Origin of the sequence: Enterobacter sp. CGMCC 5087, from assembly GCF_003144775.1 — a bacterium.
GTDB lineage: Bacteria > Pseudomonadota > Gammaproteobacteria > Enterobacterales > Enterobacteriaceae > Enterobacter > Enterobacter cloacae_M.
This window is the reverse complement of record NZ_QFXN01000052.1, coordinates 15,966-39,698: the sequence shown is the minus strand read 5'-3', so window position 1 is coordinate 39,698 and position 23,733 is coordinate 15,966. Positions and strand designations below refer to the sequence as shown.

The following is a 23,733-nucleotide window of genomic DNA, read 5'->3' as shown; positions in this document are numbered from 1 at the left end:
GAGCATGGAAAATAAGAGTGGAGAGGCGAAAGTGCAGAAGGTCAAGAACTGGTCACCGGTGTGGATTTTCCCCATCGTGACCGCGCTGATCGGGGCATGGATCCTGTTTTATCACTACAGCCATCAGGGACCGGAAGTGACGCTGATTACCACCAATGCCGAGGGGATTGAGGGCGGTAAAACGACCATCAAAAGCCGGAGCGTGGATGTGGGCGTGGTGGAAAGCGCAACCCTGACCGACGATTTAACTCATGTGGAGATTAAGGCGCGCCTTAATGCCGGCATGGAAAAACTGCTGCACGGCGATTCCGTTTTCTGGGTCGTTAAGCCGCAGGTGGGGCGTGAGGGGATTAGCGGCTTAGGAACACTGCTTTCGGGTGCCTACATTGAGCTGCAGCCTGGCGCTAAGGGTAACCAGCCAGCCAAATACCAGCTTCTGGATTCGCCGCCGCTTGCACCGCCTGATGCCAAGGGGATCCGCGTGATCCTCGACAGCAAAAAAGCCGGCCAGCTCACGGCGGGTGACCCGGTTCTGTTCCGCGGCTACCGCGTCGGGTCGGTTGAGAAAAGCACGTTTGATCCGCAGAAACGCGCGATCAGCTATCAGCTCTTCATCAATGCGCCAAACGATCGACTGGTCACCAGCAACGTCCGTTTCTGGAAAGACAGCGGGATCGCGGTGGATCTGACCTCGGCAGGCATGCGCGTTGAAATGGGTTCGCTGACCACGCTTTTTGGCGGCGGCGTGAGTTTTGACGTGCCGGAAGGCCTGGATTTGGGCCAGCCGGTCGCAGAGAATACCGCTTTCCGCCTCTTTGACGATCAAAAAAGCATTCAGGATGCGCTCTATACCGATCACATTGACTTCCTGATGTTCTTTAAAGACTCTGTTCGCGGCCTGCAGCCGGGGGCGCCCGTTGAGTTCCGCGGCATTCGCCTCGGTACGGTTGGGCAAGTTCCGTTCTTTGTCCCGGGCCTGAGCCAGATGCTGGACGATGATTATCGTATTCCGGTGCTGATCCGCATTGAGCCGGAGCGTCTGCTTAACCAGATTGGCGATAATCAGGATATTGCCACCCATATCAGTCAACTGATGGAGCGTGGCCTGCGTGGCTCCTTGAAGACGGGTAACCTGGTTACCGGCGCGCTGTATGTCGATATGGATTTCTACCCGAAAGCACCGCCGATTACCGGTATCCGCGAATTCGGTGGCTACAAAATCATCCCAACGGTGAGCAGCGGTCTGGCTCAGATCCAACAGCGCCTGATGGAGACGCTGGATAAGATCAACAATCTGCCACTGAATCCGATGATTGAAGCGGCGACGAACTCTCTGAGCGAAAGCCAGGCAACGATGCGTCGTCTGCAAACTACGCTGGATAACATCAACAAGATCACGGCGAGCCAGAGTATGCAGCAGCTGCCGCAGGATATGCAGAAAACGCTGCGTGAGCTGAACCGCAGTATGCAGGGCTTCCAGCCGGGTTCAGCGGCCTACAACAAGATGGTGGCAGATATGCAGCGTCTTGATCAGGTCTTACGTGAACTGCAGCCGGTGCTGAAAACGCTCAACGAGAAGAGCAACGCGCTGGTGTTCGAAGCGAAAGATAAAAAGGATCCTGAGCCGAAGAGGGCAAAAGAATGAAAAAGTGGCTATTGATGGTTGGCGCTCTGCTGTTAACGGCGTGCAGTTCAGGGGTAGATAATAAAAGCTACTATCAGCTGCCCGTGGCTACCCACAGCGGTGGGCAAAGCACGGCCAGCCAGGGAAACCGCCAGCTGTGGGTTGAGCAGGTTGCCGTGCCGGATTATCTGGCAGGAAACGGTGTGGTCTATCAGACCAGCGACGTTAAATATGTGATTGCGACGAACAACCTGTGGGCCAGCCCTCTGGATCAGCAGCTGCGCAACACGCTGGTGGCCAATCTGGGCAGCCAGCTTCCGGGGTGGGTAGTCGCGTCGCAGCCGCTGGGTAACGATCAGGATACGCTGAACGTCACCGTAACGGGCTTCCACGGCCGTTATGACGGTGCGGTGGTGATTAGCGGGGAGTGGTTGCTGAACCATCAGGGGCAGCTGATTAAGCGTCCTTTCCATCTGGAGCTGAAGCAGCAGAAAGATGGCTACGACGAAATGGTGAAAGTCCTGGCTCAGGGTTGGGCACAGGAGTCGGCCAGCATCGCGAGAGAAATTTCCCGGCTGCCATAAGTAAAATTCATCATCAAAAACCGCAGTTGGCCTGTTGCTGATTGCGGTTTTTTTTCGTTTTCAGTTCAGTTTGTTACTTGTGCTACGTCACAATTTTTGTACAAATGAACTTCCAGCTAGCTCACAAATATGACACCCGTATGAATTTTGAACATTGACGATGCGACTAATTCGGGGTATTCGTTATCTGTGCCTGTGCATTTAGTGCAGACACTGTTTTCTTTCCACCAGACAAAAGAATGAGGGAAACGAGGCATGAAGAGACAGAAACGAGATCGCCTGGAACGGGCTCATCAACGTGGTTATCAGGCCGGCATCGCTGGACGTTCTAAAGAAATGTGTCCTTATCAGACGATAAATCAAAGGTCACAATGGCTTGGAGGCTGGCGAGAAGCCATCGGCGACAGGGCACTCATAGCCTGATAACGTCTCTTTCAAAAAAGAAACCTCCGCAATGCGGAGGTTTCGCCTTTCTGGGGGTGCCAAAAACACGATCAGAAAGCTGAAGTATCCTGGAACAGGCCGACTTTCAGGTCGCTTGCGCTATAGATCAGACGACCGTCTACCAGCACTTCGCCATCTGCCAGGCCCATAATCAGGCGGCGGTTAACGATGCGCTTGAAGTGAATACGATAGGTCACTTTCTTCGCTGTAGGCAGGACCTGGCCGGTGAACTTTACTTCGCCCACGCCCAGCGCACGGCCTTTACCTTCGCCGCCCAGCCAGCCCAGATAGAAGCCAACCAGCTGCCACATGGCATCCAGGCCAAGACAGCCAGGCATTACCGGATCGCCAATAAAGTGGCAACCGAAGAACCACAGGTCCGGGTTGATATCGAGTTCTGCTTCTACGTAACCCTTATCGAAGTTGCCGCCGGTTTCGGTCATTTTCACGACACGGTCCATCATCAGCATGTTCGGGGCCGGTAACTGTGGGCCTTTAGCGCCAAACAGTTCACCGCGACCAGAGGCAAGAAGATCTTCTTTTGTATAGGATTCGCGTTTATCTACCATGTTCTCAGTAAGCCTTATTTTAGTGAAGGACGCAGGATAGCTAACACGTGTACGCTGAACAAGTCCGATCAGTTCGAACTAAACCAGCCCAGCCAGCGTAACGGCCATGGATAACGATGACGAGCATCCTGCTGTGTCGCCTGAGCTATGCGCTCCTGGATAGTCTGCATCAGGGTAGTTTGCCCTTCGCCATCCCATACCAGATTTGTCAGTAAGGGTAGCGCATCCTCAATCCCTTCGATGGCCCAGATGGCGAATTGCTCTTGCTCAACCGCATCCAGAATATCCTGACTGAGGCTCAAATGGCGTGCGTTGGGAGCAGGAATAATCACACCCTGTTTACCGTTTAAACCGCGCTGCTGACAGATGGAGAAGAAGCCTTCAATTTTTTCGTTGAGGCCTCCCACTGGCTGGGCACGACCAAACTGGTCCACCGAACCGGTGATCGCGATGTTCTGATTGATGGGCACTTCCGCCAGAGCGCTGATTAAGGCGCACAGCTCGGCCATAGAGGCGCTATCGCCATCCACTTCGCTGTAGGACTGCTCAAACGTCAGCGAGGCGGAGAAGGGGATCTGTTGCTCAAGCTGCAGCTCTGACATCAAAAACGCTTGCATGATCATCATGCCTTTCGCGTGAATGTTGCCGCCCAGCTCGGCTTTCCGTTCAATATCGGTGAACTCGCCATCGCCAATGTGCACAACGCAGCTGATACGGGACGGTTCCCCGAATGCGCGCGGATGTCCGGGAAATTCAATCACCGACAGGGCGTTGATTTGCCCTACGCGTTCGCCTTCGGTTTCAACCAGAATTTGTTCCAGCAGAATTTCATCCTGCATACGGTCGGCAAGATAGCCTTCTCGCCACTCACGCTGAGCCAGCATCTGAGTGAGCTGTTCTCCGGTGAACGCCCCGTTACCGCTGATCACACCCACTTCACGCAGCTGTTTGCCGATCCAGAGTGGGCAAAGCGGCAGCGTTTCCTGGTCACCGGTGTAGCGTACCGCTTCGCGGATTAAGCCCGGCCACGCGTCAGCCGCAGGGGTTGGCAGCGCAAAACGTTCAGCAACGTCCATCACCCACTGGCACCACTGCGCCATATCGTCGGCGTCAGCAATCTGGACGTTGTCTTCGTATTCGCTATACACCGCCTGCTCAGCGAGTTCTGGCTCCATTTCCTGGAAGTCCGCCAGCGATTCACGGTCGCCCATCAGCACGACGGTCAGCGACAGCGGCATAGACGGAACAGAGACAGGCAGAGGACGAGACTCATCGTAGCCGACCCAGTCGAAACGCTGCTGGTGCACGATAGTTTTCAGACGCATCCATAGCAGCGGCTGCGAGAGCAGGGTGCGCAGTGAGATGATGAGAACACCGCCATTTGCGCGATGTACCAGCCCCGGCTGCAGCGAAAGTTCGCCATTAAACTGGCGTAGACAACCAAAGAGTTGTTCCGCCTCGACCCAGTTAGCGGTAATCACTTCGCCTTTAACGGCAAAACGGCCATCGGCCAGCGCCGTTGGTTCGAAAGTGACATCATGTCCCGCAATACGATACTGGCCGCCAAAAACTGCGTTCGCTTCCGGCTTCAGCTGGCGCACGGCATCTCCGAGCAGCGTCAGGTATTCCGCTTCTTCCGGGGCCTTGAGCAGCATGAAGGGCGCTGTGGCCCATGGGCTTAACACCTGCTCCAGCGCATAATGCAAACGAGGCTGCGTATCGCTAAGGATGAATTCGTGTTCTTTTGCGAGTTCGGGCTGTGCAAACAGTTCCTGGTAACTTTCGGTATCCGGAACAAGGTCACGCCATGCAAGTTTCGTAATGGTCAAAGTTGATGTTTTTTAGTCAGATGTAAAAGCGTGGAGTATACCGTAAGCGGGGGGCTGTACCCAAGCAGGATTGGGGATTTCGACAGGGCGATTGGCTGCATTCACTCACAGGATATGATTTCTTTTCAGCAGATTGCTAAAAAACTGATATTCTGAACAGAGTTACGTGGTAACACTGAGATCGCAATGAAATATCAACAACTGGAAAATCTCGAAAGCGGCTGGAAATGGAAGTACCTGGTCAAAAAGCACCGTGAAGGGGAGCTGATCACCTGCTACATCGAAGCCAGCGCTGCGCAAGAAGCCGTGGATATTTTGCTGACCCTCGAAAATGAACCGGTACAGGTTAACGGCTGGATTGAGAAACACATCAATCCTGCGCTGTTGAACCGGATGAAGCAAACTATCCGTGCCCGACGCAAACGGCATTTTAATGCTGAGCATCAGCACACTCGCAAAAAATCAATCGATCTGGAGTTCGTTGTCTGGCAACGCCTGGCTGGGCTGGCACAACGACGGGGCAAAACGCTTTCGGAAACCATCGTGCAGCTGATTGAGGATGCCGAACATAAAGAGAAGTACGCCAACCAGATGTCGACGCTGAAGAACGACCTTCAGGCTCTGTTGGGTAAAAAATAGATTTTTCTTTTCTTCAGACAATAAAAAACCCCGCATGGCGGGGTTTTTTTATAAGACGATAACTTATGCCGCTGGCTGAGTTACAACGTCTTTGATGCCTTTAACTTCGATCTCTACGCGACGATCTGGAGCCAGGCAGTCGATCAGTGCAGCGCGAGCTTTCACGTTGTCACAGGTGTTGCCAGTAACTGGGTTAGATTCGCCCATACCACGTGGGGAGATCTTGTTAGCTGGGATACCTTTAGAGATCAGGTAATCAACAACAGACTGAGCACGTTTCTCAGACAGTTTCTGGTTGTAAGCGTCAGAACCGATACGGTCGGTGAAGCCCAGAACCACTACGGAACCGTCTTTAGGATCCAGGTTGCTCAGCTGGGTGTACAGCTGATCCAGTGCCTGCTGGCCTTCTGGTTTCAGAGTCGCTTTGTTGAAGTTGAACAGAACGTCAGACTTCAGAGTGAAGTGCTTGGTCTGTACTTCTGGAGCTGGAGCCGGCGCTGGAGCAACAACTGGTGCTGCTTCTTCCTGCTGGCCGAAACGGTAGGAAACACCTACGCTCAGCATGCCGTTGTCTGGACGAACACCAACGGTGTTGCCGTCGCCGATGTTGTTAACCCACTGGTATTCCAGACGGGTAGCGATGTCACGGGTCATAGCCCACTCAACGCCACCAGCGAATACTGGGGAAACACCGGTGTCATGGTTGTCACCAGAGATGTTGTTGCTGGAATCTGCGCGCCATACCATGCCGCCCAGACGGGTGTACACGTCCAGATCGTCAGTGATTGGGTAGCCCAGTTTAGCGGTCAGCTGAACGCCCTGTGCTTTGAAAGCGCCGTTGATGGTGTCGCCTTTGTATGGCATACGACCTAACCAGTCGTAACCCATTTCAAAACCAACATACGGGTTAACCTGATAGCCACCGAACGCACCTGCACCAAGCTGGCTCTCGTGAGTTGGGCCATCATTGTTCAGGCTGCTGTTGTACCAGCCGGTGTCGTGGAACTGAGACCAGCCCAGTTTACCACCTGCATACCAGGTATTATCTTTCGGAGCGGCCTGCGCTACGGTAGCGAAGCCAGCCAGTGCCACTGCAATCGCGATAGCTGTCTTTTTCATTTTTTGCGCCTCGTTATCATCCAAAATTCGCCATGAAAGTCTCAAGAGAGAATCACGGTTAAATCCTTCACCGGGGGGCGTGGTCAAATATAAATCTACCGATATCTTCGGCTTAGGCCGAGCACCCCTGGCGATGTAAAGTCTACAACGTAGCTGAAAACTTACAAGTGTGAAGTCCGTCAGGCATATGAAAAAAAAAGTTCCGTATACCGATTATTTAACATTTTTCGAACGAATTTTGTGCAATAAAATTAAGGAGAACCGCACCAGACAAGCCTTGCCGCAATTTTGTGACCGGGAACTTTAATGCCATCTTGAGGTCAAAAAAAATTCCAGGAAAAATCTTAATTTCACTCAATGATACAAATTTGAGTGAATTTTTAGCCCAGAAAGTTGTCCTCTGCGGTAAGAATCCGATCGAACCGGACGCATAATGAACCCGATCGCATTCCCTTCTTCGGCTGCTTCAGTCAGACGGTAATGCTCCTCTTCCGTCAATTCTTCTGGTAGCCATCCAATCACCACGCTGTAATTTCCGGTGCGTAACGCGCGGATCATCGACTCAACGGTATCGCACGGCGGGAGCTGATTAATTTGCATGACCTTGGTAAGCGGAAGGCCTGCGGACTGAACCCACTCACGGCTCAGTTTTTGCTGAGGCGTTAGCCAAAGCTGCCAGCGCGATTGCTGACCAAGCTGTTGTAATAACGGCAACAACAGAAGTTGCGTCAACAGGGGCTGGTCTTCACGATAAACCACTTCACTGATAAGCCCCGTGGAAACACGCTCGACGGAATTCTGCGCGACATTGCCTGCGGTAGAAGAGAGAGAGGTTGAGCGATTTGCATAGCCTGAAGTGTGCATATTCATTCCAGCCCTGTAGTTACTGTATGGATATACAGTAACCCCTGTATGCATAAAGATCAACCTCATTTTCGGAAAGCGACTCGCAAAATTCATTCAATGTTGATGTCCCTCGAAAAATCATCTTGCTCATCGGCGATAAGTTGCCTATTTTCCTGCTAACGGATCCGCTAGTAAGAAATTTCGTTGTTACTTTATGATTTTGAAGGGAAATATCATGAAAAAGATATCTTATGAACGGATTTATAAATCCCAGGAATACCTCTCCCCGTTGGGCGAGATTCATCATCGCGCGCTGTTTGGAGGCTATACCCTGGCGGTGGATGATGCGGTTTTTGCCATGGTGTCAGACGGAGAGCTTTATCTTCGCGCCTGTGAGGAGAGTGCGAAATACTGTGTAAAAAATGCCTCCTCTTTTTTAACGTTGATGAAGCGAGGCCGCCCGGTGCTGCTCAACTATTATCGTGTTGATGATGTATTATGGCAGGACAGGGAGCGGTTGCTTCAGCTCTCCTTGTTTGCGCTCAGTGCGGCAAGAAAAGAACGCTATCAGCGCCATCAACGAAACCGACTTAAGGATCTGCCGAACCTGACGTTTCAGCTTGAAGTCTTGCTCTTTGAAGCTGGCATCACCAATGAGGAAACGCTGCGGGCGCTGGGTGCAAGAGCGAGTTGGCTAAAGATGCGGGCAAAAAACAAAGCACTGAGTATTAAAGTGCTCTTCGCGCTGGAGGGGGCCATTGTGGGACTGCATGAGGCGGCACTCCCGGCAGGCATTCGCCGGGAGTTGACGGAGTGGTTTAATGCGCTGCCTGAGCCACAGGAGAATCACTCCTCCAGGTAGCGATTTGCTGTTGCAGCCGGCAAATTTCAGGCAGCAGAGCGATAAGCAGGCCTATCTGCTGAAGAACCAGCGGCGCTTTGCTGTCGTTTCCCGGGTCAAGATGCGCAATGCGTTGAGCCAGTTCATCCAGCGCCAGTTGAACGCGTGGCTCATCGGCCGGACGGTGATGAAGCGCGTCGTCAACATAGCAGACGGCGTCATCGAGCAGGTTGAGAATACCCGGGTTGGTGAGTTTCTCACGGTGGGCACCCAGCGTCGAAATATAGCTGGTGAACGTATGGTTCAGGCAGAGCAGGCGGAACGCGGTCTCACGGATCTCCGCCGTGGCGTGAGGCTCCGTTGACATGTTAGAAACAACGGAGGCCAGTTCTGCATCACTGTTGTGCGCGTCGCGACGTGCTATCCGGTAAGCCAGACGGTTATCGCGCCCCTGGTGGTACTGCTCAAGGATAGCGTCAAGGTATCGGCAGTTGGCGTTCATCGCCCTGTCCACCACGCGCGGCAAATTACGGAAGCGCCAGTCCGGCCAGATAAAGCTGACCGCGGCCCAGGCAATCACACAGCCAATCAGGGTATCGATCACGCGGGGCAGGGCGACTTCAAACCCTTCACCCAGCAGGTTAAAGCAGAGCAGCACCAGCAGCGTAATGAACATGGTGGCGTGGGCGTACTGCACGTTGCGAAACGCGAAGAACAACACGCCGGTGATCACAATCAGGATCAGTTGACCTTCAACGGAGGGCACGAAATAGAGCACCGGAAGGCCAATCGCGACGCCGACCAGCGTGCCGATAATACGCAGCGCAAGACGGTGTCGGGTGGCGTTATAGTTCGGCTGGCAGACGAACAGGCTGGTCAGCAGGATCCAGTAGCCGTGGTGCAGCCCGGTTATCTGGATAAAGGCATACCCCACGCACAGCACCAGCGACATTCTTACCGCGTGGCGAAAGAGAGCCGACTCCGGCGTAAAGTTACGGCTCAGACGCAGCCACATATCGCTAACGCTGTGCACGCTGTCATCAGCAAGCTGATTTTCCACCTCACTGCCCGGCAGCGCCATCGCCTGTTCGGACTCAATGGTTGCCAGCTGGGCATCAATCGCCCGCAGGTTGTTCAGCAGAAAGCCCAGCGCTTTGATGTGCTCCGGTGACGTTCCGCTGGCCTGAACGCGGTCGAGCGCCGCATCAAGATGGCTGAATACCCGTTCAAAGCGTGGGTCATGCTGATAGGGCGTGCGCAGCAGAATGGAGCGCGAGAGCTGCTGGCACGCCTGGGACTGCATGGACAGCAGGCGCTGGAAGCGGAACATTACGTCGCTGTAGCGGAACTTCTCTCGCAGGGCCGCATACTGAACGTGTGAGGAGCTGGCACGTTCGTGAATGTCCTGGGCGGCAAAATAGTAGTGTAAGGTCCTTCGCGTTCCGCGCTGACCGCGATCGCCGCGCAGACGGGTAAGCAGAGAGGCTTTTGTCTGGTTAAGGGTGGCGACCAGTTGGCCATTTGCCAGCGCCAGATCGTAGAGCGGAGCCTGGCTTTCTTCCTCAATATCCGGGTCGAACAGCCGGGATTTCAGTTCCAGATAGTGGGCTAACTGCTCAAAGCTGCGGGCAAGGTTATCCTGCAGCGGGCGAACCGGGAAGATCAGATGACCGGTTAGCGTCAGCAGGTTATACCAGATGGCGCCCAGCAGCAGGAGAACCGGCTGCTGGTACCACTGGTCGTACAGGGAAACGCCCAGCATGGTGTAGATGGCGATCAGCAATGCACCAAACGCGATGGTGGCATAGCGCTGCCCGAGGCCGCCCAACAAAATAAACCCGCTGGTTGAGAGCGTAAGGCCCAGGGCAAACAGCCAGGGCCACGGGAAAAGCAGCTCAACGGACGCTGAAGCAATGAAAAAGCAGACGAGCGTAATGACCAGGTTACGTAAGCGCCCGGCCAGACGATCGTCCAGGTCCGCAAGCGCCCCGGCCACCACCCCCAGCGTGAGCGGAATGGTGAGTTTGACATCATTCAGCCACCAGGGCAGGGCAGCCGTGCCGCAAAGCGCGATAAATATCCTGACGTTGTAGAGCCAGGTGCTGTTCCAGGTATAACGGCGAAGCAGTGGGCTTAGCATAAACGCGGCCGGTCCTTATTTACTGAAAACGACGACGCGCGTTTGCTTCACGCGCCGCCTGGGCCACTTCTACCGGAACTACCCTGCGACCGACGGGCCAAAGGGCGATGGCGGCGATCTTAAAGTTCGCTATCCCCACCGGAATACCAATAATCGTGATGCACTGTGCAATACCGGCAAAAATATGCATGATGCACAGCCACCAGCCGAAGAAAATCAGCCACAGAATGTTCAGCAGGGTTCCACCCGTATTCATCAGAGCGTTTTTGCTCTCCGGATTCAGTTCGTCAACGTGGATGGCTTCATTCCCGTAGGGGATTAAGGAGAGCTTTGTGATTTCCCAGCAGGAACGGGTCAGGGGAAGCGTGAAAATCAGGACGATGCTCACCAGCGTGGCGAAAAGCCAGGAAAGGGTGGTGGCAAAACCGCCCAGCACAAAATTCAACACATTCAGAACGGTACGCATAAACCCTCACTTCCTTTCGATAAAATTAACGCCCAATGATTGTAACGTTTTTTTAGGCTGGAGCACCTTAAAACTGGCAGTTAAACTGTCAGGTAAATTATCTCTTCGTGGATTTGGCGGAACATGGAACTGAAAGCAACGTCGTTAGGCAAACGCCTGGCGCAACACCCTTACGACAGGGTGGTTCTCCTTAATGCCGGGGTGAAAGTCTCCGGGGAACGCCACGAATACCTTATTCCGTTTAACCAGCTTCTGGCTATCCACTGTAAACGCGGGCTGGTGTGGGGCGAGCTGGAGTTCGTTCTGCCTGACGATAAAGTCGTGCGTCTTCACGGCACCGAGTGGGCGGAAACCCAGCGTTTCCATCATCACCTGAACGCACTGTGGCAGCAGTGGAGCCAGGATATGAGCGTAATTGCTGCCCAGGTGCTGCAGCAGGTGCTGGACGATATCGCGCAGAGCAACGCACAGCACGCGTGGCTGACCCGTCAGCAGACCGCCGGGCTGCAGCAAAAGATCCGACAGGCACTCTCGGCGCTGCCGCTCTCCGTGACGCGTCTCGACGAGTTTGACAACTGTCGCGACGCCTGGCGCCAGTGTCAGGCCTGGCTAAATGATAAGGATAAAAGCCGTCTCGCTCATAATCAGGCGTGGACGGACGCCATGCTCACCCAATACGCCGACTTTTTCAGTACGGTGGAATCTTCACCGCTCAATCTGGCCCAGGCGCGCGCGGTGGTCAACGGTGAGCAGTCGCTGCTGGTGCTGGCGGGGGCCGGTAGCGGTAAAACGTCGGTGCTGGTGGCGCGTGCCGGCTGGCTGCTGATGACCGGAGAAGCGGTAGCCGATCAAATTCTGCTTCTGGCCTTTGGCCGTAAGGCTGCCCAGGAGATGGACGAACGCATCCAGGAACGCCTTCACACGCGGGATATCACGGCCAGAACCTTCCATGCCCTTGCGCTGCATATTATTCAGCAGGGCAGTAAAAAAGTGCCTTCCATCAGTAAGCTGGAAAACGACGCGCAGGCGCGTCAGGCGCTGTTCATCAAAACGTGGCGCCAGCAGTGCAGTGAGAAAAAAGCGCAGGCGAAAGGGTGGCGTCAGTGGCTGGAGGAGGAGCTCGGCTGGGAGGTGCCAGAGGGCAGCTTCTGGCAGGATGACAAACTGGCGCGTCGTCTGGGTTCGCGACTTGACCGCTGGGTCAGCCTGATGCGAATGCACGGTGGAACGCAGGCAGAGATGATTGAAAGCGCGCCGGAGGCGATCCGCGATCTGTTTTCGAAGCGGGTCAAGCTGATGGCTCCGCTGCTGAAAGCCTGGAAAACCGCGCTGAAAGAGGAAAATGCCGTCGATTTCTCCGGTTTAATCCACCAGGCCATCATCATTCTTGAAAAGGGACGTTTTGTCAGCCCGTGGAAACACATTCTGGTGGATGAGTTCCAGGACATCTCTCCGCAGCGTGCTGCACTGCTCTCGGCGCTACGGGCGCAAAATAAACATACGTCGCTGTTTGCGGTGGGTGACGACTGGCAGGCCATCTATCGCTTCAGCGGGGCGCAGCTCTCCCTGACGACCGCGTTCCACCACTATTTTGGCGAAGGGGATCGTAGCGATCTGGACACCACCTACCGCTTCAATTCACGCATTGGTGAGATCGCCAACCGCTTTATCCAGCAAAACCCGCATCAGCTGGCCAAGCCGCTCAATAGCCTGCGTCCAGGGGATAAAAAAGCCGTCACCCTGCTGGCGGATGACCAGCTGGAGCCGCTGCTGGACAAGCTCAGCGGCTACGCGAAGCCCGATGAACGTATTCTGGTGCTGGCGCGCTACCATCACCTTAAGCCCGCGGCGCTAGAAAAAGCCGCCACCCGCTGGCCGAAACTGCAGCTTGAATTTATGACCATTCACGCCAGCAAAGGGCAGCAGGCTGACTATGTGATTGTGGTGGGGCTGAAAGAGGGGAGCGACGGTTTCCCGGCTCCGGCCCGCGAGTCGGTGATGGAAGAGGCCCTGCTGCCGGTGCCGGAAGATTTCCCGGATGCCGAAGAGCGGCGTTTGCTGTATGTGGCCATCACCCGCGCGCGGCATCGCGTGTGGCTGCTGTTTAATAAAGAGGAGCCATCCGTGTTTGTCGATATCCTGAAGAGTATTGATGTGCCGGTAGCGCGTAAACCATAACGATGTCAGGCAAGATTTTCCAGGCCGGGTAAGGCGTAGCCGCTACCCGGCAAAAAAGCTACTTCAGTCTATCGGAAAGATAACGCTGATAGTCCGGAATAAGGATATCAACCGGCGAGTTAAACTTCGGTGATTCGATGATGAAATCTGCCGTCGACAGGTTCGTCGCCACCGGAATATTCCACACCGTCGCCAGGCGCAGCAGCGCTTTAACATCCGGATCGTGCGGAACCGCGTTCAGCGGGTCCCAGAAGAAGATCAGCACATCAATTTTCCCTTCGGAGATCTGCGCGCCGACCTGCTGATCGCCGCCCATCGGACCGCTCAGCATGGCATTCACCTGCAGACCCGTTTCGCGCTGGATCAAGTTACCGGTGGTGCCGGTCGCCGACAGGGCGTGCTTTTCCAGCGAAGACTGATGGCGGCGAACCCAGTTAAGCAGCATTTGTTTACAGTGATCGTGCGCCACAAGAGCAATGTGTTTGCGCTCAGGCAGCGTGCGTGTTGTCAATTCCATAATCATATCCATCAGGTTAACTGACTACACGATGACGGGAACCGTCTGACGCTGCAAGAGAAAGGCGTAAAAAATGTGGCTTATGATGAAGGTTGTTGTTTTGCCCACTGTAAAAATCGGGCCCGCGTGTCGGGATCGGCCTGCTGGAACCAGAATTTAAGGCGCTGTTCCGTCAGGGTCTGGGACTGGGGAGGAATAACGTCCAGTTCAGAGACGCCGGATAAAAGCGTACTGTCGTCCGCCATCATGGTGGCAAACTGCGGAAGCGAGGCGCGTTTTCCCGCTTTGTTATAGGTCTGGGTCGCGGCCTCGTAATCCGGGCCTTTCGGTGAGGTCGTTAACGCCAGAATATCCAGCTTCGCCGGAATCGGCATCGCATCCCCGTCCAGCAGTTCAACGCGGGGTGATGCGTCGAAGGCCGCAGATTCCTTCTCCGTTTCAAGTCGAGGCAGGGTGATATTCACCTGACTGATTTGCCGGGTATTAAAGCTGACGATCAGCGGCGGGGAGATGTACATCCGTTGCTCGTGATTAGCCAGACCGATCGGCTTTTCTACGCGGAAGACCAGCTGATGCGGCCCGTTATCTAACTCGATGCTGTCTGCACCGCGCAATAACGAGCTGGAGACCTTTTTTCCGTCCAGTACAAGAAGATCAATGTCGGTAGAGAGCCGGAGCGTGGTAGCAAAAACGCAGACCGGCATCACTAACGCAATCAGGGCAGTGGCAATACCGGTTTTCATAGAAGGCTCCCGTCAGAAATCCTGTCGCCGCATTAATGTATCTAAATTTTTCGATAATCACGTTTACTAACATATAGACATATTTCACCGTTTTGCCCTCATGCATCTGTATGGGATGGATGGTTGAGATGTGCGGTTTGGCGTACACTTTCAAAAAAGCCAGGAGAAAAACCATGAAAGAGAACGATATTGCCGAGATTCTGACATCCACGCGTACCATTGCGCTGGTGGGCGCGAGCGATAAACCCGATCGTCCAAGCTACCGCGTAATGAAATACCTTCTCGATCAGGGCTATCACGTTATCCCGGTCTCGCCAAAGGTGGCGGGGAAAACATTGCTGGGCCAGCAGGGTTACGCCACGCTCGCTGAGGTGCCGGAAAAAATTGATATGGTCGATGTCTTCCGCAATTCCGAGGCGGCGTGGGAAGTGGCGCAGGACGCTATCGCCGTAGGGGCAAAAACGCTGTGGATGCAGCTGGGTGTGATTAACGAGCAGGCCGCCGTGCTGGCGCGGGATGCGGGGTTGAAGGTTGTCATGGACCGCTGTCCCGCGATTGACATCCCCCGTCTGGGGCTGGCGAAGTAATAAAAAAAAGCCCATATCGGGCTTTTTTTACATGCTTAGTTCCGCAGGCGCGGGGCCTGTAACTGTTTGCGGATAGTCTGAGCAAGCTCATCCATTGTGGGTTGCTCCGGATGCTCTTCCTGCAGCTCGCTACTCAGCTGCGCTTCGGCCAGATAGGTGTGAACGGGTTGTCCATCATCACCTTCCATTACCACGTGGTACCAGGGCGCGGCGCGAAGCTCTGCGTTCACCGCCAGCTCGTCTGCTGACGGTTCATCAAGGGAATACTCCGGGTCGATATCCACGACCACACCCAAATACCCTAGCAAAGTGTGGCGGACCTGCTGGCCGATACCGAATTTGCTGGCAATCATAGTCACCTCCCGGGAAATACGACTTACACGTTATGTGCGGGCAATATTTCTCTTTTCAAGTTACATGACGCGACAGGCAAACCCTTTCAGATACAGTCCTTCCGGGTAGGTAGCAATCACGGGGTGATCGGCTGCCTGACGGAACTGCTCTATAAATTGTACATCACGGCCAGCATCTATTGCGGCATCGGCGATGATTTTCTGAAATAAATCTGTGGTCATCAGGCCGGAGCAGGAGAAGGTGAGCAGAACCCCGCCCGGGTTCAGCAGCTGGATAGCCAGCATGTTGATATCTTTATACCCGCGGCACGCGCCCATCAGCTGGCTTTTGTTTTCCACAAACTTTGGCGGATCCATCACGATGACGTCGAACTTCTCGCCCTGGTCGCGATATTTACGCAGCAGCTTGAATACGTCATCGCGTATAAACTCCGCTTTGCTCAAATCCAGCTTGTTGAGCTCGACGTTATGTTTTGCCACGTCCAGCGCTTCCTGCGAGGTGTCCACGCTCACCACCTGAGCACAGCCGCCCATCAGCGCTGAAACGGCGAAACCGCCGGTATAGGAGAAGCAGTTCAGCACGCGTTTGTCGGCAACGTACTGACGCGTAGCCAGACGGCTGTCGCGCTGGTCGAGGTAGTAACCCGTTTTGTGCCCGCCCTGAATATCCACCAGCAGCTTCATGCCGTGCTCTTCAATCGGCAGCAGGGCCGGTGGCAGTTCGCCCGTTACGGGCCCCTGAGTCAGCTCCATGCCTTCTTTTTTGCGCACCGCCACATCGCTGCGGTCGTAAATGGCACACTGCGGGAACAGCGTTTGCAGCGCGCTGATCAGCGCGGCACGCTGGTATTCCGCTCCGGCGCTCAGGAGCTGCAGCACCAGGAAGTTACCGAAGCGATCGATGGTCACGCCCGGCAGGCCGTCGGACTCACCGGCAATCAGGCGGTAGCTGTCCAGCCCGTCGCGTTTTGCCAGCCAGTCGCGCCACTGCTGCGCCTGCTGCAGACGGCGAACGAAGAAGTCGATGTCGATGGTTTCATCTTTATCAAACGTCCAGACGCGAGCACGGATCTGGGACGCTGGCGAGTAGGCGCCGCGCGCTAACCATTTCCCCTGATGGTCAACGATATCAATGGTTTCACCGAGGCTGGCTTTGCCTTCCATACGGGCAACCGCGCCGGAAAAGACCCAGGGATGACGGCGCAGTAATGATTTCTCGCGCCCTTTGGCTAACACTAAACGTACACTCATAATTTGCTGTTCTGTCGATTTCAGGAAATGGCGCGTAGATTACCACATTCAGCAAGGCGCAATCATCTGCGGATGCCGTTGAGCGTTTCGGCACAAAATCAAATCGCTTAGGCACATTACGATATTGCCGCTGGGTTTAGAGTGGGGCTTCCGGTACTGCAGAGGGAGCACCCATGAAAAAGCGCAGTGTGATAGCAATAACCGCTCTGGCGGCGATGAGTTTTCAGGTTTTAGCAACAACGCCTTTCGGCGTCACCAGCCGGGATATTTCCGGCGAAAAGCGGCTGGCGCAACAGCAGGTATTTGAGGGGTTTGGCTGCCACGGTGGGAATATTTCTCCACAGCTGGCGTGGAAAAATCCGCCCGCCGGTACGAAAAGTTTTGCCGTTACGGTATATGACCCGGATGCGCCCACCGGCAGCGGCTGGTGGCACTGGACCGTAGCCAATATCCCGGCGAAGACAATGACGCTGCCCGCGGATGCCGGTAACCCGAACGGCGAGAAATTACCTGCCGGCGTTGTGCAGGGGCGTAATGATTTCGGCTATTCTGGATTCGGCGGCGCATGTCCACCCGAAGGGGACAAGCCTCATCGCTATCAAATTACCGTCTGGGCCCTGAACGTGGATAAACTGCCCGTCGACAACAATGCCAGCGGCGCGCTGGTCGGTTTTATGCTTAATAGTCACGTTCTGGCAAAGGCTCAGTTAACAGCAACCTACAGCAGATAAGGATAGCAGGGTGCAGGAGTTTCATTTTCGACATAACCATCTTACCGCGGGTGAAGTGACTGCCAGCAAAATGCATCGCCTGCACCAGGTTAAGCTCTTTTTTCCGGCTATTTGTCATATCACTCACGGCACTAAGGTGATAGTTCAGGATGATAACCGTCTGGAAGCGACACGGGATGAGCTCATCATTATCCCGGCCAATACGGCGATGGAGATAATCAATCAGCCTGTAAACGGTCTGTTTCACTCGGATTTGCTGATGTTGTCCGCGGAGATTGTCGCCGAGTTTAAAGCGCATTACCTGAAGTCCTGGCCGCGCACGACGCTGCATTCGCTCTGCGCTCCGCTGAGCGAGGGGCTGGCGTTTATGTGGGACAACCTGCTGCACGCCGTGCGTCAGGATTTGCCGGAGGCGCTGCAAAAACATCAGGCTTTCGGTCTTTTGCTGGCCCTGCTGCACGATGGCGTGGCGGGTCCGCTGCTTGTTGAGCGAAACAGTAACCTGACCGAGCAGGTGCGGCAGTTCATTATGCTGTCGCCCGCCAGAGACTGGACCGCGCAGGACGTTGCCAGCCGTCTGGCCTTAAGCGTGCCGACGCTGCGCAGACGCTTGCGTGAAGAGTCGCAGAGTTTTCGCCAGATCGTGGAGGAGGTGAGGATGGCCGTTGCTTTGTCACAGCTCCAGTCAACCCGATTACCAATTGGCGAAATCGCATTACAATGTGGGTATCTTTCCAGCTCTCGTTTCACCGCCCGTTTCCGGCAGCACTATGGCTGTTTGCCGAAAACGCTACGTTAAGGAGAAGAAAAATGTCAAAAGTCTGCACCATTGCCTGGGTTCACGGCGTAGTTCAGGGCGTGGGGTTCCGCTACAGCACCCAGCGCGAAGCGGTTGAGCTTGGGCTAACGGGATACGCGCGAAATATGGACGACGGCAGCGTTGAGGTGGTCGCCTGCGGCGAAGCGGAGCAGGTCGACAAGCTGATGGCGTGGCTGAAGGCGGGTGGGCCGCGCAGCGCGCGGGTTGATAAGGTGTTAACGGAACCGCATCAACCCGGGCGGGAATACGTAAACTTCGGGATTCGGTATTAAATACACTTCACCGGTTTTGGCAGGCCGGCAATCTTGGTGGCCTGTTTTGCCGGGCCTTTCGGGAACAGACGATACAGATAGCGGCTGTTGCCTTTCTCTTCGCCGAACTTACTGGCCATCGCTTTAACCAGCATGCGGATCGCCGGAGAGGTGTTGAATTCCAGATAAAATTCGCGGACAAAACGCACCACTTCCCAGTGTTCGGGGGAGAGGGTAATCGCCTCTTTTTCAGCAATCACTTCCGCCAGCGCTTCGCTCCACTGGGCACTTTCTTTCAGATAACCTTCGTTATCGGTCTCGATCTCTTTGCCTTCAAAACTTAACATAGTCATTCACGCGTCAGTCAAAAACCGCGGCAGTGTACCAAAAAACAAAGCCCCGCATAAGCGGGGCCAGGTTCACAGCGCCGTAACTTAATCGCGGCTGGCGAAGCCCAGGATGCTCAACAGGCTGACGAAGATGTTGTACAGCGACACGTACAGGCTCACGGTGGCGCGGATATAGTTCGTCTCACCGCCGCGAATGATGTTGCTGGTTTCAAACAGGATCGCGCCGGAAGAAATCAGGATAAACACGGCGCTGATCGCCAGGTGCAGGGCAGGCAGCTGCAGGAAGATGTTTGCCACCATACCCACCAGCACTACCACAACACCCGCCATCAGCATACCGCCGAGGAAGGACATGTCCTTACGGGTGGTCAGCACGTAGGCCGAGCAGCAGAAGAACACCAGCGCGGTGCCGCCCAGCGCCAGGCCGATAAGGTCGCCCATGCCGGCAGACAGATACGCGTTCAGCATCGGCCCCAGGATGTAGCCCAGGAAGCCGGTGAAGGCAAACGCGGACAGAATACCGACGGGCTTGTCAGCGGTTTTGTAGGTCAGGAACATCAGACCATACATACCCACCAGCGTCAGGATCAGCCCCGGAGACGGCAGCATCAGCACGGTGCTGGCGGTCGCGGTGATCGCTGAGAATGCCAGCGTCAGGCTGAGCATGAAATAGGTATTGCGCAGCACCTTGTGGGTGCTGAGTAGCGATGTGCGGTCGCGTGAAGAAGTAATTATACGATCCATGAGTCACTCTCTTATGACAGATGTAATTAGTGGAAAGAATAGGAAACGGCACGCCAGTCTCAAAGTGGTTTTACCCATCTTTACTCAGCACGTTAGCGCTGGAGGTGGTTATTTCTTCTGCAGAAATCCGTTTCGCCAGTATGAACAGCGGTTTGCGGCAATTTATCAGATCAAGCTCTTATAGGTTACTGAAAAATATTGCGTTATTACCATTCGAACGCTAAGAGTTATTTCCGGATCGTCATAAAACAGACTATAAGGCGAAGGAAATGAAACCACAAACACGCACTCACTTTACGCTCTCTTTGTTAACCGCAGGGATCCTGTGCGCCAGCACGGCTACCTGGGCGGCTAACGTGCCGGCAGGAACGCAGCTGGCCGATAAGCAGGAACTGGTCAGGAACAACGGTAATGAGCCCGCTTCGCTCGACCCGCATAAAGTCGAAAGCGACGTCGAATTCAATATTATCAGTGATTTATTCGACGGGCTGGTCAGCGTTTCCCCGTCGGGTGAAGTTCAGCCCCGGCTGGCGGAAAAATGGGAGAACAAGGACAACACCGTCTGGACGTTCCATCTGCGCCCGGGCATCACCTGGAGCGACGGCACTGCCATCACCGCGGAAGATGTGGTCTGGAGCTGGCAGCGTCTGGTTGATCCTAAAACCGCTTCACCGTATGCCAGCTATCCAGGCAACATGCACATCGTAAATGGTGCGGATATCGCTCAAGGGAAAAAAGCCCCCGATACGCTGGGCGTGAAAGCCATTAACGACACCACGCTGGAAGTGACATTGACTCAGCCTAATGCGGCATTCCTGGCAATGCTGGCGCACCCGTCGCTGGTGCCTGTGGATAAAGTGCTGATTGGCCGCTTCGGCGACAAGTGGACCAAGCCTGAACATATCGTCACCAGTGGGGCGTATAAGCTTTCACAGTGGGTGGTCAACGAACGCATTGTGGCGGAGCGCAACCCGCGCTACTGGGATAATGCTCATACCCTGATCAACAAGGTGACGTATCTGCCTATCACCTCCGAAGCCGCGGATGTGAACCGCTATAAAGCGGGTGAAATTGATATCGTGTACACGGTGCCGATCAACCAGTTTGCCCAGCTTAAGAAGACTCTGGGCAGCCAACTGGATGTCTCTCCGCAGCTGGCGACCTATTACTACGAATTCAATACCACCCGGCCGCCGTTCAACGATGCGCGCGTGCGTAAGGCGCTCAACATGGCGCTGGATAAAGACATCATTGCCGGGAAAGTATTAGGGCAGGGGCAGCGCCCGGCGTGGCTCATCAGCCAGCCGGATATCGGCGGCGTTAAGCTGCAGAACCCGGATTACGCCAGCTGGCCTCTGGACAAGCGCATCGCCGAGGCGAAAAAGCTGCTAAACGAGGCCGGATATAACGCCAGCCATCCTCTGAGCTTTAACCTGCTCTACAATACTTCTGAATCGCACCAGCGCATCGCGATTGCCGCCAGCTCCATGTGGAAGAAAAACCTTGGCGTGGAGGCAAAGCTGCAAAACCAGGAGTGGAAAACCATGCTGGACACCATGCACACCCACAACTTTGACGCGGTGCGGTACGCGTGGATTGCCGATTACGACGATGCGGCGACCTTCCTGAACAACTTCCGCACGGGAGACAGCGAAAACACCAGCCAGTACAGCAATCCGGACTACGATCGCGCGCTGCTCAATGCCGCAAAAGCCAAAACAACGGAAGAGCGGGGTAAGTTCTACCAGCAGGCGGAAGATCTGCTGGGGCGTGATGTACCGGCCATTCCGGTTTATCACTACGTCCGTACGCACCTGGTCAAACCGTGGGTAGGCGGATTTACGCCGGATAAGCTGGGCTACTATTTCACGAAAGACATGTACATCAAAAAACACTAGGTCTGTGCTGATAAAATCGTCGATGTGTCGTCAGTTCAACCGATTAAACACGTTTTGACTATTTTTACAGCGAACGAGTGCAGCCACTCTTTACAGCTCGCGGTGAGGTGTTTATAGTTCGCCTCACTTAGGAAGTGTGGCCGAGCGGTTGAAGGCACCGGTCTTGAAAACCGGCGACCCGAAAGGGTTCCAGAGTTCGAATCTCTGCGCTTCCGCCAGATATAAACCCCAGGTTACTCGTTAACCTGGGGTTTTTCTTTTGGATTTGCCGATCCTCCTCACACTTTTAAGTCCCTGCCATTTCCCTGTAAAAAACAGGCGTTATCATTCACCCTGTAAATATATTGCTATCTCTTACCGAGGCTTTGATGCTGGAGAATGTTTTCATCAGATAATCAGTTTCCCGCCCTTTTCAGGACGGACTGGTTATCGCTGCGCTTAAACCTTACGCGCGCACCTGCGGGTGTGGGCTCGTTTTTACGCATGATGATTACACAGGTTTTCCAGTATGAATTTATCCCGTCAGGAACAACGTACCTTACACGTTCTCGCCAAAGGTGGACGAATTGTGCACGTCCGCGACAGCTCTGGCCGCGTTACTTCCGTTGAGTGCTACACCCGTGAAGGGCTGGTACTGAGCGACTGCACGCTTAGCGTCTTTAAAAAACTCCGCACCAAAAAGCTGATCCGATCCGTGAACGGGCAGCCATACCGCATCAACACCACCGGGCTGAACAACGTTCGTGCCCAGCTGGATAATCGCTAAGCGGAATAAACAACGCCACCCGCGGGTGGCGTTCATGCATTGAACGGTGCAATTCAGGGATATCGTTACGGATGCAGGAATGTAGGCCGGGTAAGCGCAGCGCCACCCGGCAATAAAGGCGACGTTTAAGAGCGGATAAAGGCCAGAATGTCCGCGTTGATGGTATCCGCGTGCGTGGTATGCATCCCGTGCGGGAAGCCCGGGTAAATTTTCAGTACGCTGTTCGCCAGCAGCTTGTCCTGCAGCAGGGCAGCATTCTTATACGGCACGACCTGATCGTCGTCGCCCTGCATCACCAGAACGGGAACCGTGATGGTCTTTAAATCTTCCGTCTGGTCGGTCTCCGAAAACGCCTTAATCCCCTCGTAGTGGGCCTTGGCGCTGCCGATCATTCCCTGACGCCACCAGTTCTGGATCGTCCCCTGTGAAACGTCCGCGCCATCCCGATTAAAGCCGTAGAACGGACCGCTGGCGACGTCGAGGTAAAACTGGGCGCGGTTAGCCGCCAGCGCTTTGCGGAAGCCGTCGAAAACCTCGATGGGCGTCCCGCCGGGGTTACCGTCCGTTTTGACCATCAGCGGCGGCACGGCGCTGACGAGCACCGCTTTGGCGACGCGCCCCTGCGGTTGCCCATACTGCGCAACATAGCGGGCGACCTGGCCGCCGCCGGTGGAGTGACCGACGTGCACAGCATTGCGCAGATCCAGGCTTTCCACCACGGCCGACGCGTCGGCCGCATAATGATCCATATCGTGGCCTTCACTCACCTGGTCCGAACGCCCGTGACCGCGACGATCGATAGCGATAACGCGATAGCCTTCCGCGAGGAAGAAGAGCATCTGGTTATCCCAGTCATCGGCACTTAGCGGCCAGCCGTGGTGGAAAACAATAGGCTGAGCCTCTTTTGGGCCCCAGTCTTTGTAGTAAATATTGACGCCATCTTTCGTTGTTACGAATGCCATACCGCAGACTCCTCTGTTAAAGGCAAAACGTTCCCCGGCTGAGCGCACAGCGAATCATTAATGCCTTAATTAAGTTGGCTTTTTTCTGTTTCCCGTACCGACAGTACTCCTAAAGTGTAGGAGAAATAATAAAAGCAGTCGGTTTCATTCCTGTGAAAGGGAGCAGGAGAGCGTTCAGGGGGAGGGGGAAGGAATGAAGGCTCTGGAGCGATCCTACAGAGCCTTCAGGGCTGCATTAATAGCAGGGGCGTTTAGCGGTTTTCTTCAATATAGCGGGCCAGGTCCGCCGGGGTTTTTAGCACCGTCGCCACGTCAGTTGGCGGGATCATGCAGCCGTAAACGTCCTGCACTTCCAGCACCATATCGACCGCCAGGATGGAGTCGAGAATGTCGGATTCAATCAGTTCATCGTGAAAGCCCACCTTACGGGATAACACTTTTTCGAACAGGGCGAGAATTTCTTGTTCCATAATTTTTCCTG

The 23,733-nt window shown here is 54.7% G+C and carries 26 protein-coding genes and 1 tRNA gene; 13 read left to right on the top strand and 14 right to left on the bottom strand.

Going from position 1 to position 23,733, the window contains the following annotated elements:
- The first annotated feature begins 4 nt into the window (after positions 1-4).
- The 3 genes from pqiB to rmf all read left to right on the top strand — a co-directional run bounded on the left by pqiB (position 5) and on the right by rmf (position 2,631).
- Positions 5-1,645: an intermembrane transport protein PqiB gene (gene pqiB / locus DEO48_RS05150; protein WP_109844539.1), complete on the top strand. Its 1,641-nt coding sequence runs from the start codon at positions 5-7 to the stop codon at positions 1,643-1,645.
- Entirely contained in the window at positions 1,642-2,208 is a 567-nt protein-coding gene (gene pqiC / locus DEO48_RS05145) for a membrane integrity-associated transporter subunit PqiC (RefSeq protein ID WP_024907767.1), read from the top strand. Before pqiB ends, pqiC begins: the two co-directional genes overlap by 4 nt.
- Before the next feature lie 255 nt (positions 2,209-2,463).
- Positions 2,464-2,631: a ribosome modulation factor gene (rmf, locus tag DEO48_RS05140; RefSeq protein ID WP_013097261.1), complete on the top strand. Its 168-nt coding sequence runs from the start codon at positions 2,464-2,466 to the stop codon at positions 2,629-2,631.
- 71 nt (positions 2,632-2,702) lie between these two features.
- Here the strand turns inward: rmf and fabA are convergent, their stop codons facing one another.
- Positions 2,703-3,221, bottom strand: coding sequence for a 3-hydroxyacyl-[acyl-carrier-protein] dehydratase FabA (fabA, locus tag DEO48_RS05135; RefSeq protein ID WP_008499931.1), 519 nt, complete (start codon positions 3,219-3,221; stop codon positions 2,703-2,705).
- Between the two features lie 68 nt (positions 3,222-3,289).
- Entirely contained in the window at positions 3,290-5,050 is a 1,761-nt protein-coding gene (locus DEO48_RS05130) for a Lon protease family protein (RefSeq protein WP_109844538.1), read from the bottom strand.
- Positions 5,051-5,236: 186 nt separating this feature from the next.
- Here DEO48_RS05130 and matP point away from each other — a divergent pair, with 186 nt between their 5' ends.
- On the top strand, positions 5,237-5,689 hold the full coding sequence (gene matP, locus DEO48_RS05125; protein ID WP_008499929.1) for a macrodomain Ter protein MatP: 453 nt from the start codon (positions 5,237-5,239) through the stop codon (positions 5,687-5,689).
- A gap of 63 nt (positions 5,690-5,752) precedes the next feature.
- Here the strand turns inward: matP and ompA are convergent, their stop codons facing one another.
- Both ompA and sulA read right to left on the bottom strand, forming a co-directional pair.
- Entirely contained in the window at positions 5,753-6,808 is a 1,056-nt protein-coding gene (gene ompA / locus DEO48_RS05120) for a porin OmpA (RefSeq protein WP_023311028.1), read from the bottom strand.
- Between the two features lie 354 nt (positions 6,809-7,162).
- On the bottom strand, positions 7,163-7,672 hold the full coding sequence (sulA, locus tag DEO48_RS05115; protein ID WP_032668147.1) for an SOS-induced cell division inhibitor SulA: 510 nt from the start codon (positions 7,670-7,672) through the stop codon (positions 7,163-7,165).
- A 217-nt stretch (positions 7,673-7,889) separates the two neighbouring features.
- Here sulA and DEO48_RS05110 point away from each other — a divergent pair, with 217 nt between their 5' ends.
- A complete protein-coding gene (locus DEO48_RS05110) occupies positions 7,890-8,516 on the top strand; it encodes a TfoX/Sxy family DNA transformation protein (RefSeq protein ID WP_109844537.1) in 627 nt (208 codons plus the stop codon).
- Here DEO48_RS05110 and yccS read toward each other — a convergent pair.
- Together yccS and DEO48_RS05100 are read right to left on the bottom strand one after the other, a co-directional pair.
- Positions 8,473-10,635, bottom strand: coding sequence for a YccS family putative transporter (yccS, locus tag DEO48_RS05105; protein WP_109844536.1), 2,163 nt, complete (start codon positions 10,633-10,635; stop codon positions 8,473-8,475). The genes DEO48_RS05110 and yccS overlap by 44 nt on opposite strands.
- 19 nt (positions 10,636-10,654) lie before the next feature.
- Positions 10,655-11,101: a YccF domain-containing protein gene (locus DEO48_RS05100; protein ID WP_023311032.1), complete on the bottom strand. Its 447-nt coding sequence runs from the start codon at positions 11,099-11,101 to the stop codon at positions 10,655-10,657.
- A gap of 123 nt (positions 11,102-11,224) precedes the next feature.
- Between DEO48_RS05100 and helD the strand changes: the two genes are divergently transcribed.
- The gene (gene helD / locus DEO48_RS05095; RefSeq protein ID WP_109844535.1) at positions 11,225-13,279 is read left to right on the top strand and encodes a DNA helicase IV; all 2,055 of its coding nucleotides are present in this window, start codon (positions 11,225-11,227) and stop codon (positions 13,277-13,279) included.
- A 58-nt stretch (positions 13,280-13,337) separates the two neighbouring features.
- Here the strand turns inward: helD and mgsA are convergent, their stop codons facing one another.
- Together mgsA and DEO48_RS05085 are read right to left on the bottom strand one after the other, a co-directional pair.
- On the bottom strand, positions 13,338-13,796 hold the full coding sequence (mgsA, locus tag DEO48_RS05090; protein WP_109844534.1) for a methylglyoxal synthase: 459 nt from the start codon (positions 13,794-13,796) through the stop codon (positions 13,338-13,340).
- An 80-nt stretch (positions 13,797-13,876) separates the two neighbouring features.
- A complete protein-coding gene (locus DEO48_RS05085) occupies positions 13,877-14,539 on the bottom strand; it encodes a DUF2057 family protein (RefSeq protein ID WP_109844533.1) in 663 nt (220 codons plus the stop codon).
- Between the two features lie 173 nt (positions 14,540-14,712).
- Here DEO48_RS05085 and DEO48_RS05075 point away from each other — a divergent pair, with 173 nt between their 5' ends.
- The gene (locus DEO48_RS05075) at positions 14,713-15,126 is read left to right on the top strand and encodes a CoA-binding protein (protein ID WP_023311036.1); all 414 of its coding nucleotides are present in this window, start codon (positions 14,713-14,715) and stop codon (positions 15,124-15,126) included.
- Positions 15,127-15,161: 35 nt separating this feature from the next.
- Here DEO48_RS05075 and hspQ read toward each other — a convergent pair whose 3' ends face one another.
- Positions 15,162-15,479, bottom strand: coding sequence for a heat shock protein HspQ (gene hspQ, locus DEO48_RS05070; RefSeq protein WP_008499919.1), 318 nt, complete (start codon positions 15,477-15,479; stop codon positions 15,162-15,164).
- 60 nt (positions 15,480-15,539) lie between these two features.
- Entirely contained in the window at positions 15,540-16,730 is a 1,191-nt protein-coding gene (gene rlmI / locus DEO48_RS05065) for a 23S rRNA (cytosine(1962)-C(5))-methyltransferase RlmI (protein WP_109844531.1), read from the bottom strand.
- 173 nt (positions 16,731-16,903) lie between these two features.
- On the opposite strand from rlmI, the gene DEO48_RS05060 reads away from it, so the two are divergent.
- Genes DEO48_RS05060 through yccX form a run of 3 tightly spaced genes read left to right on the top strand, consistent with a single transcriptional unit; the run spans position 16,904 to position 18,553 of the window.
- Complete coding sequence (locus tag DEO48_RS05060; RefSeq protein ID WP_023311038.1) at positions 16,904-17,461, top strand: kinase inhibitor; 558 nt, start codon at positions 16,904-16,906, stop codon at positions 17,459-17,461.
- Positions 17,462-17,471: 10 nt separating this feature from the next.
- Complete coding sequence (locus tag DEO48_RS05055) at positions 17,472-18,260, top strand: AraC family transcriptional regulator (RefSeq protein WP_109844530.1); 789 nt, start codon at positions 17,472-17,474, stop codon at positions 18,258-18,260.
- Positions 18,261-18,271: 11 nt separating this feature from the next.
- Entirely contained in the window at positions 18,272-18,553 is a 282-nt protein-coding gene (yccX, locus tag DEO48_RS05050) for an acylphosphatase (protein ID WP_023311040.1), read from the top strand.
- Here the strand turns inward: yccX and tusE are convergent.
- Positions 18,550-18,879 carry a sulfurtransferase TusE gene (gene tusE / locus DEO48_RS05045; RefSeq protein WP_047742287.1) on the bottom strand — a complete coding sequence of 110 codons (330 nt, stop codon included), beginning with the start codon at positions 18,877-18,879 and terminating at the stop codon, positions 18,550-18,552. The genes yccX and tusE overlap by 4 nt on opposite strands.
- 87 nt (positions 18,880-18,966) lie before the next feature.
- Positions 18,967-19,626, bottom strand: a complete 660-nt coding sequence (gene yccA / locus DEO48_RS05040; protein ID WP_023311042.1) for an FtsH protease modulator YccA — start codon at positions 19,624-19,626, stop codon at positions 18,967-18,969.
- 269 nt (positions 19,627-19,895) lie between these two features.
- On the opposite strand from yccA, the gene DEO48_RS05030 reads away from it, so the two are divergent.
- From DEO48_RS05030 to DEO48_RS05020, 3 genes are all read left to right on the top strand, one after another.
- Positions 19,896-21,524: an ABC transporter substrate-binding protein gene (locus tag DEO48_RS05030; RefSeq protein WP_109844529.1), complete on the top strand. Its 1,629-nt coding sequence runs from the start codon at positions 19,896-19,898 to the stop codon at positions 21,522-21,524.
- Between the two features lie 130 nt (positions 21,525-21,654).
- Positions 21,655-21,742, top strand: a tRNA-Ser gene (locus DEO48_RS05025).
- Between the two features lie 290 nt (positions 21,743-22,032).
- A complete protein-coding gene (locus tag DEO48_RS05020; protein ID WP_021240841.1) occupies positions 22,033-22,290 on the top strand; it encodes a YjhX family toxin in 258 nt (85 codons plus the stop codon).
- A gap of 125 nt (positions 22,291-22,415) precedes the next feature.
- Here DEO48_RS05020 and DEO48_RS05015 read toward each other — a convergent pair whose 3' ends face one another.
- Together DEO48_RS05015 and DEO48_RS05010 are read right to left on the bottom strand one after the other, a co-directional pair.
- A complete protein-coding gene (locus DEO48_RS05015) occupies positions 22,416-23,252 on the bottom strand; it encodes an alpha/beta fold hydrolase (protein WP_023311045.1) in 837 nt (278 codons plus the stop codon).
- A 251-nt stretch (positions 23,253-23,503) separates the two neighbouring features.
- Positions 23,504-23,722, bottom strand: coding sequence for an acyl carrier protein (locus DEO48_RS05010; RefSeq protein ID WP_008499867.1), 219 nt, complete (start codon positions 23,720-23,722; stop codon positions 23,504-23,506).
- Positions 23,723-23,733: the final 11 nt, after the last annotated feature.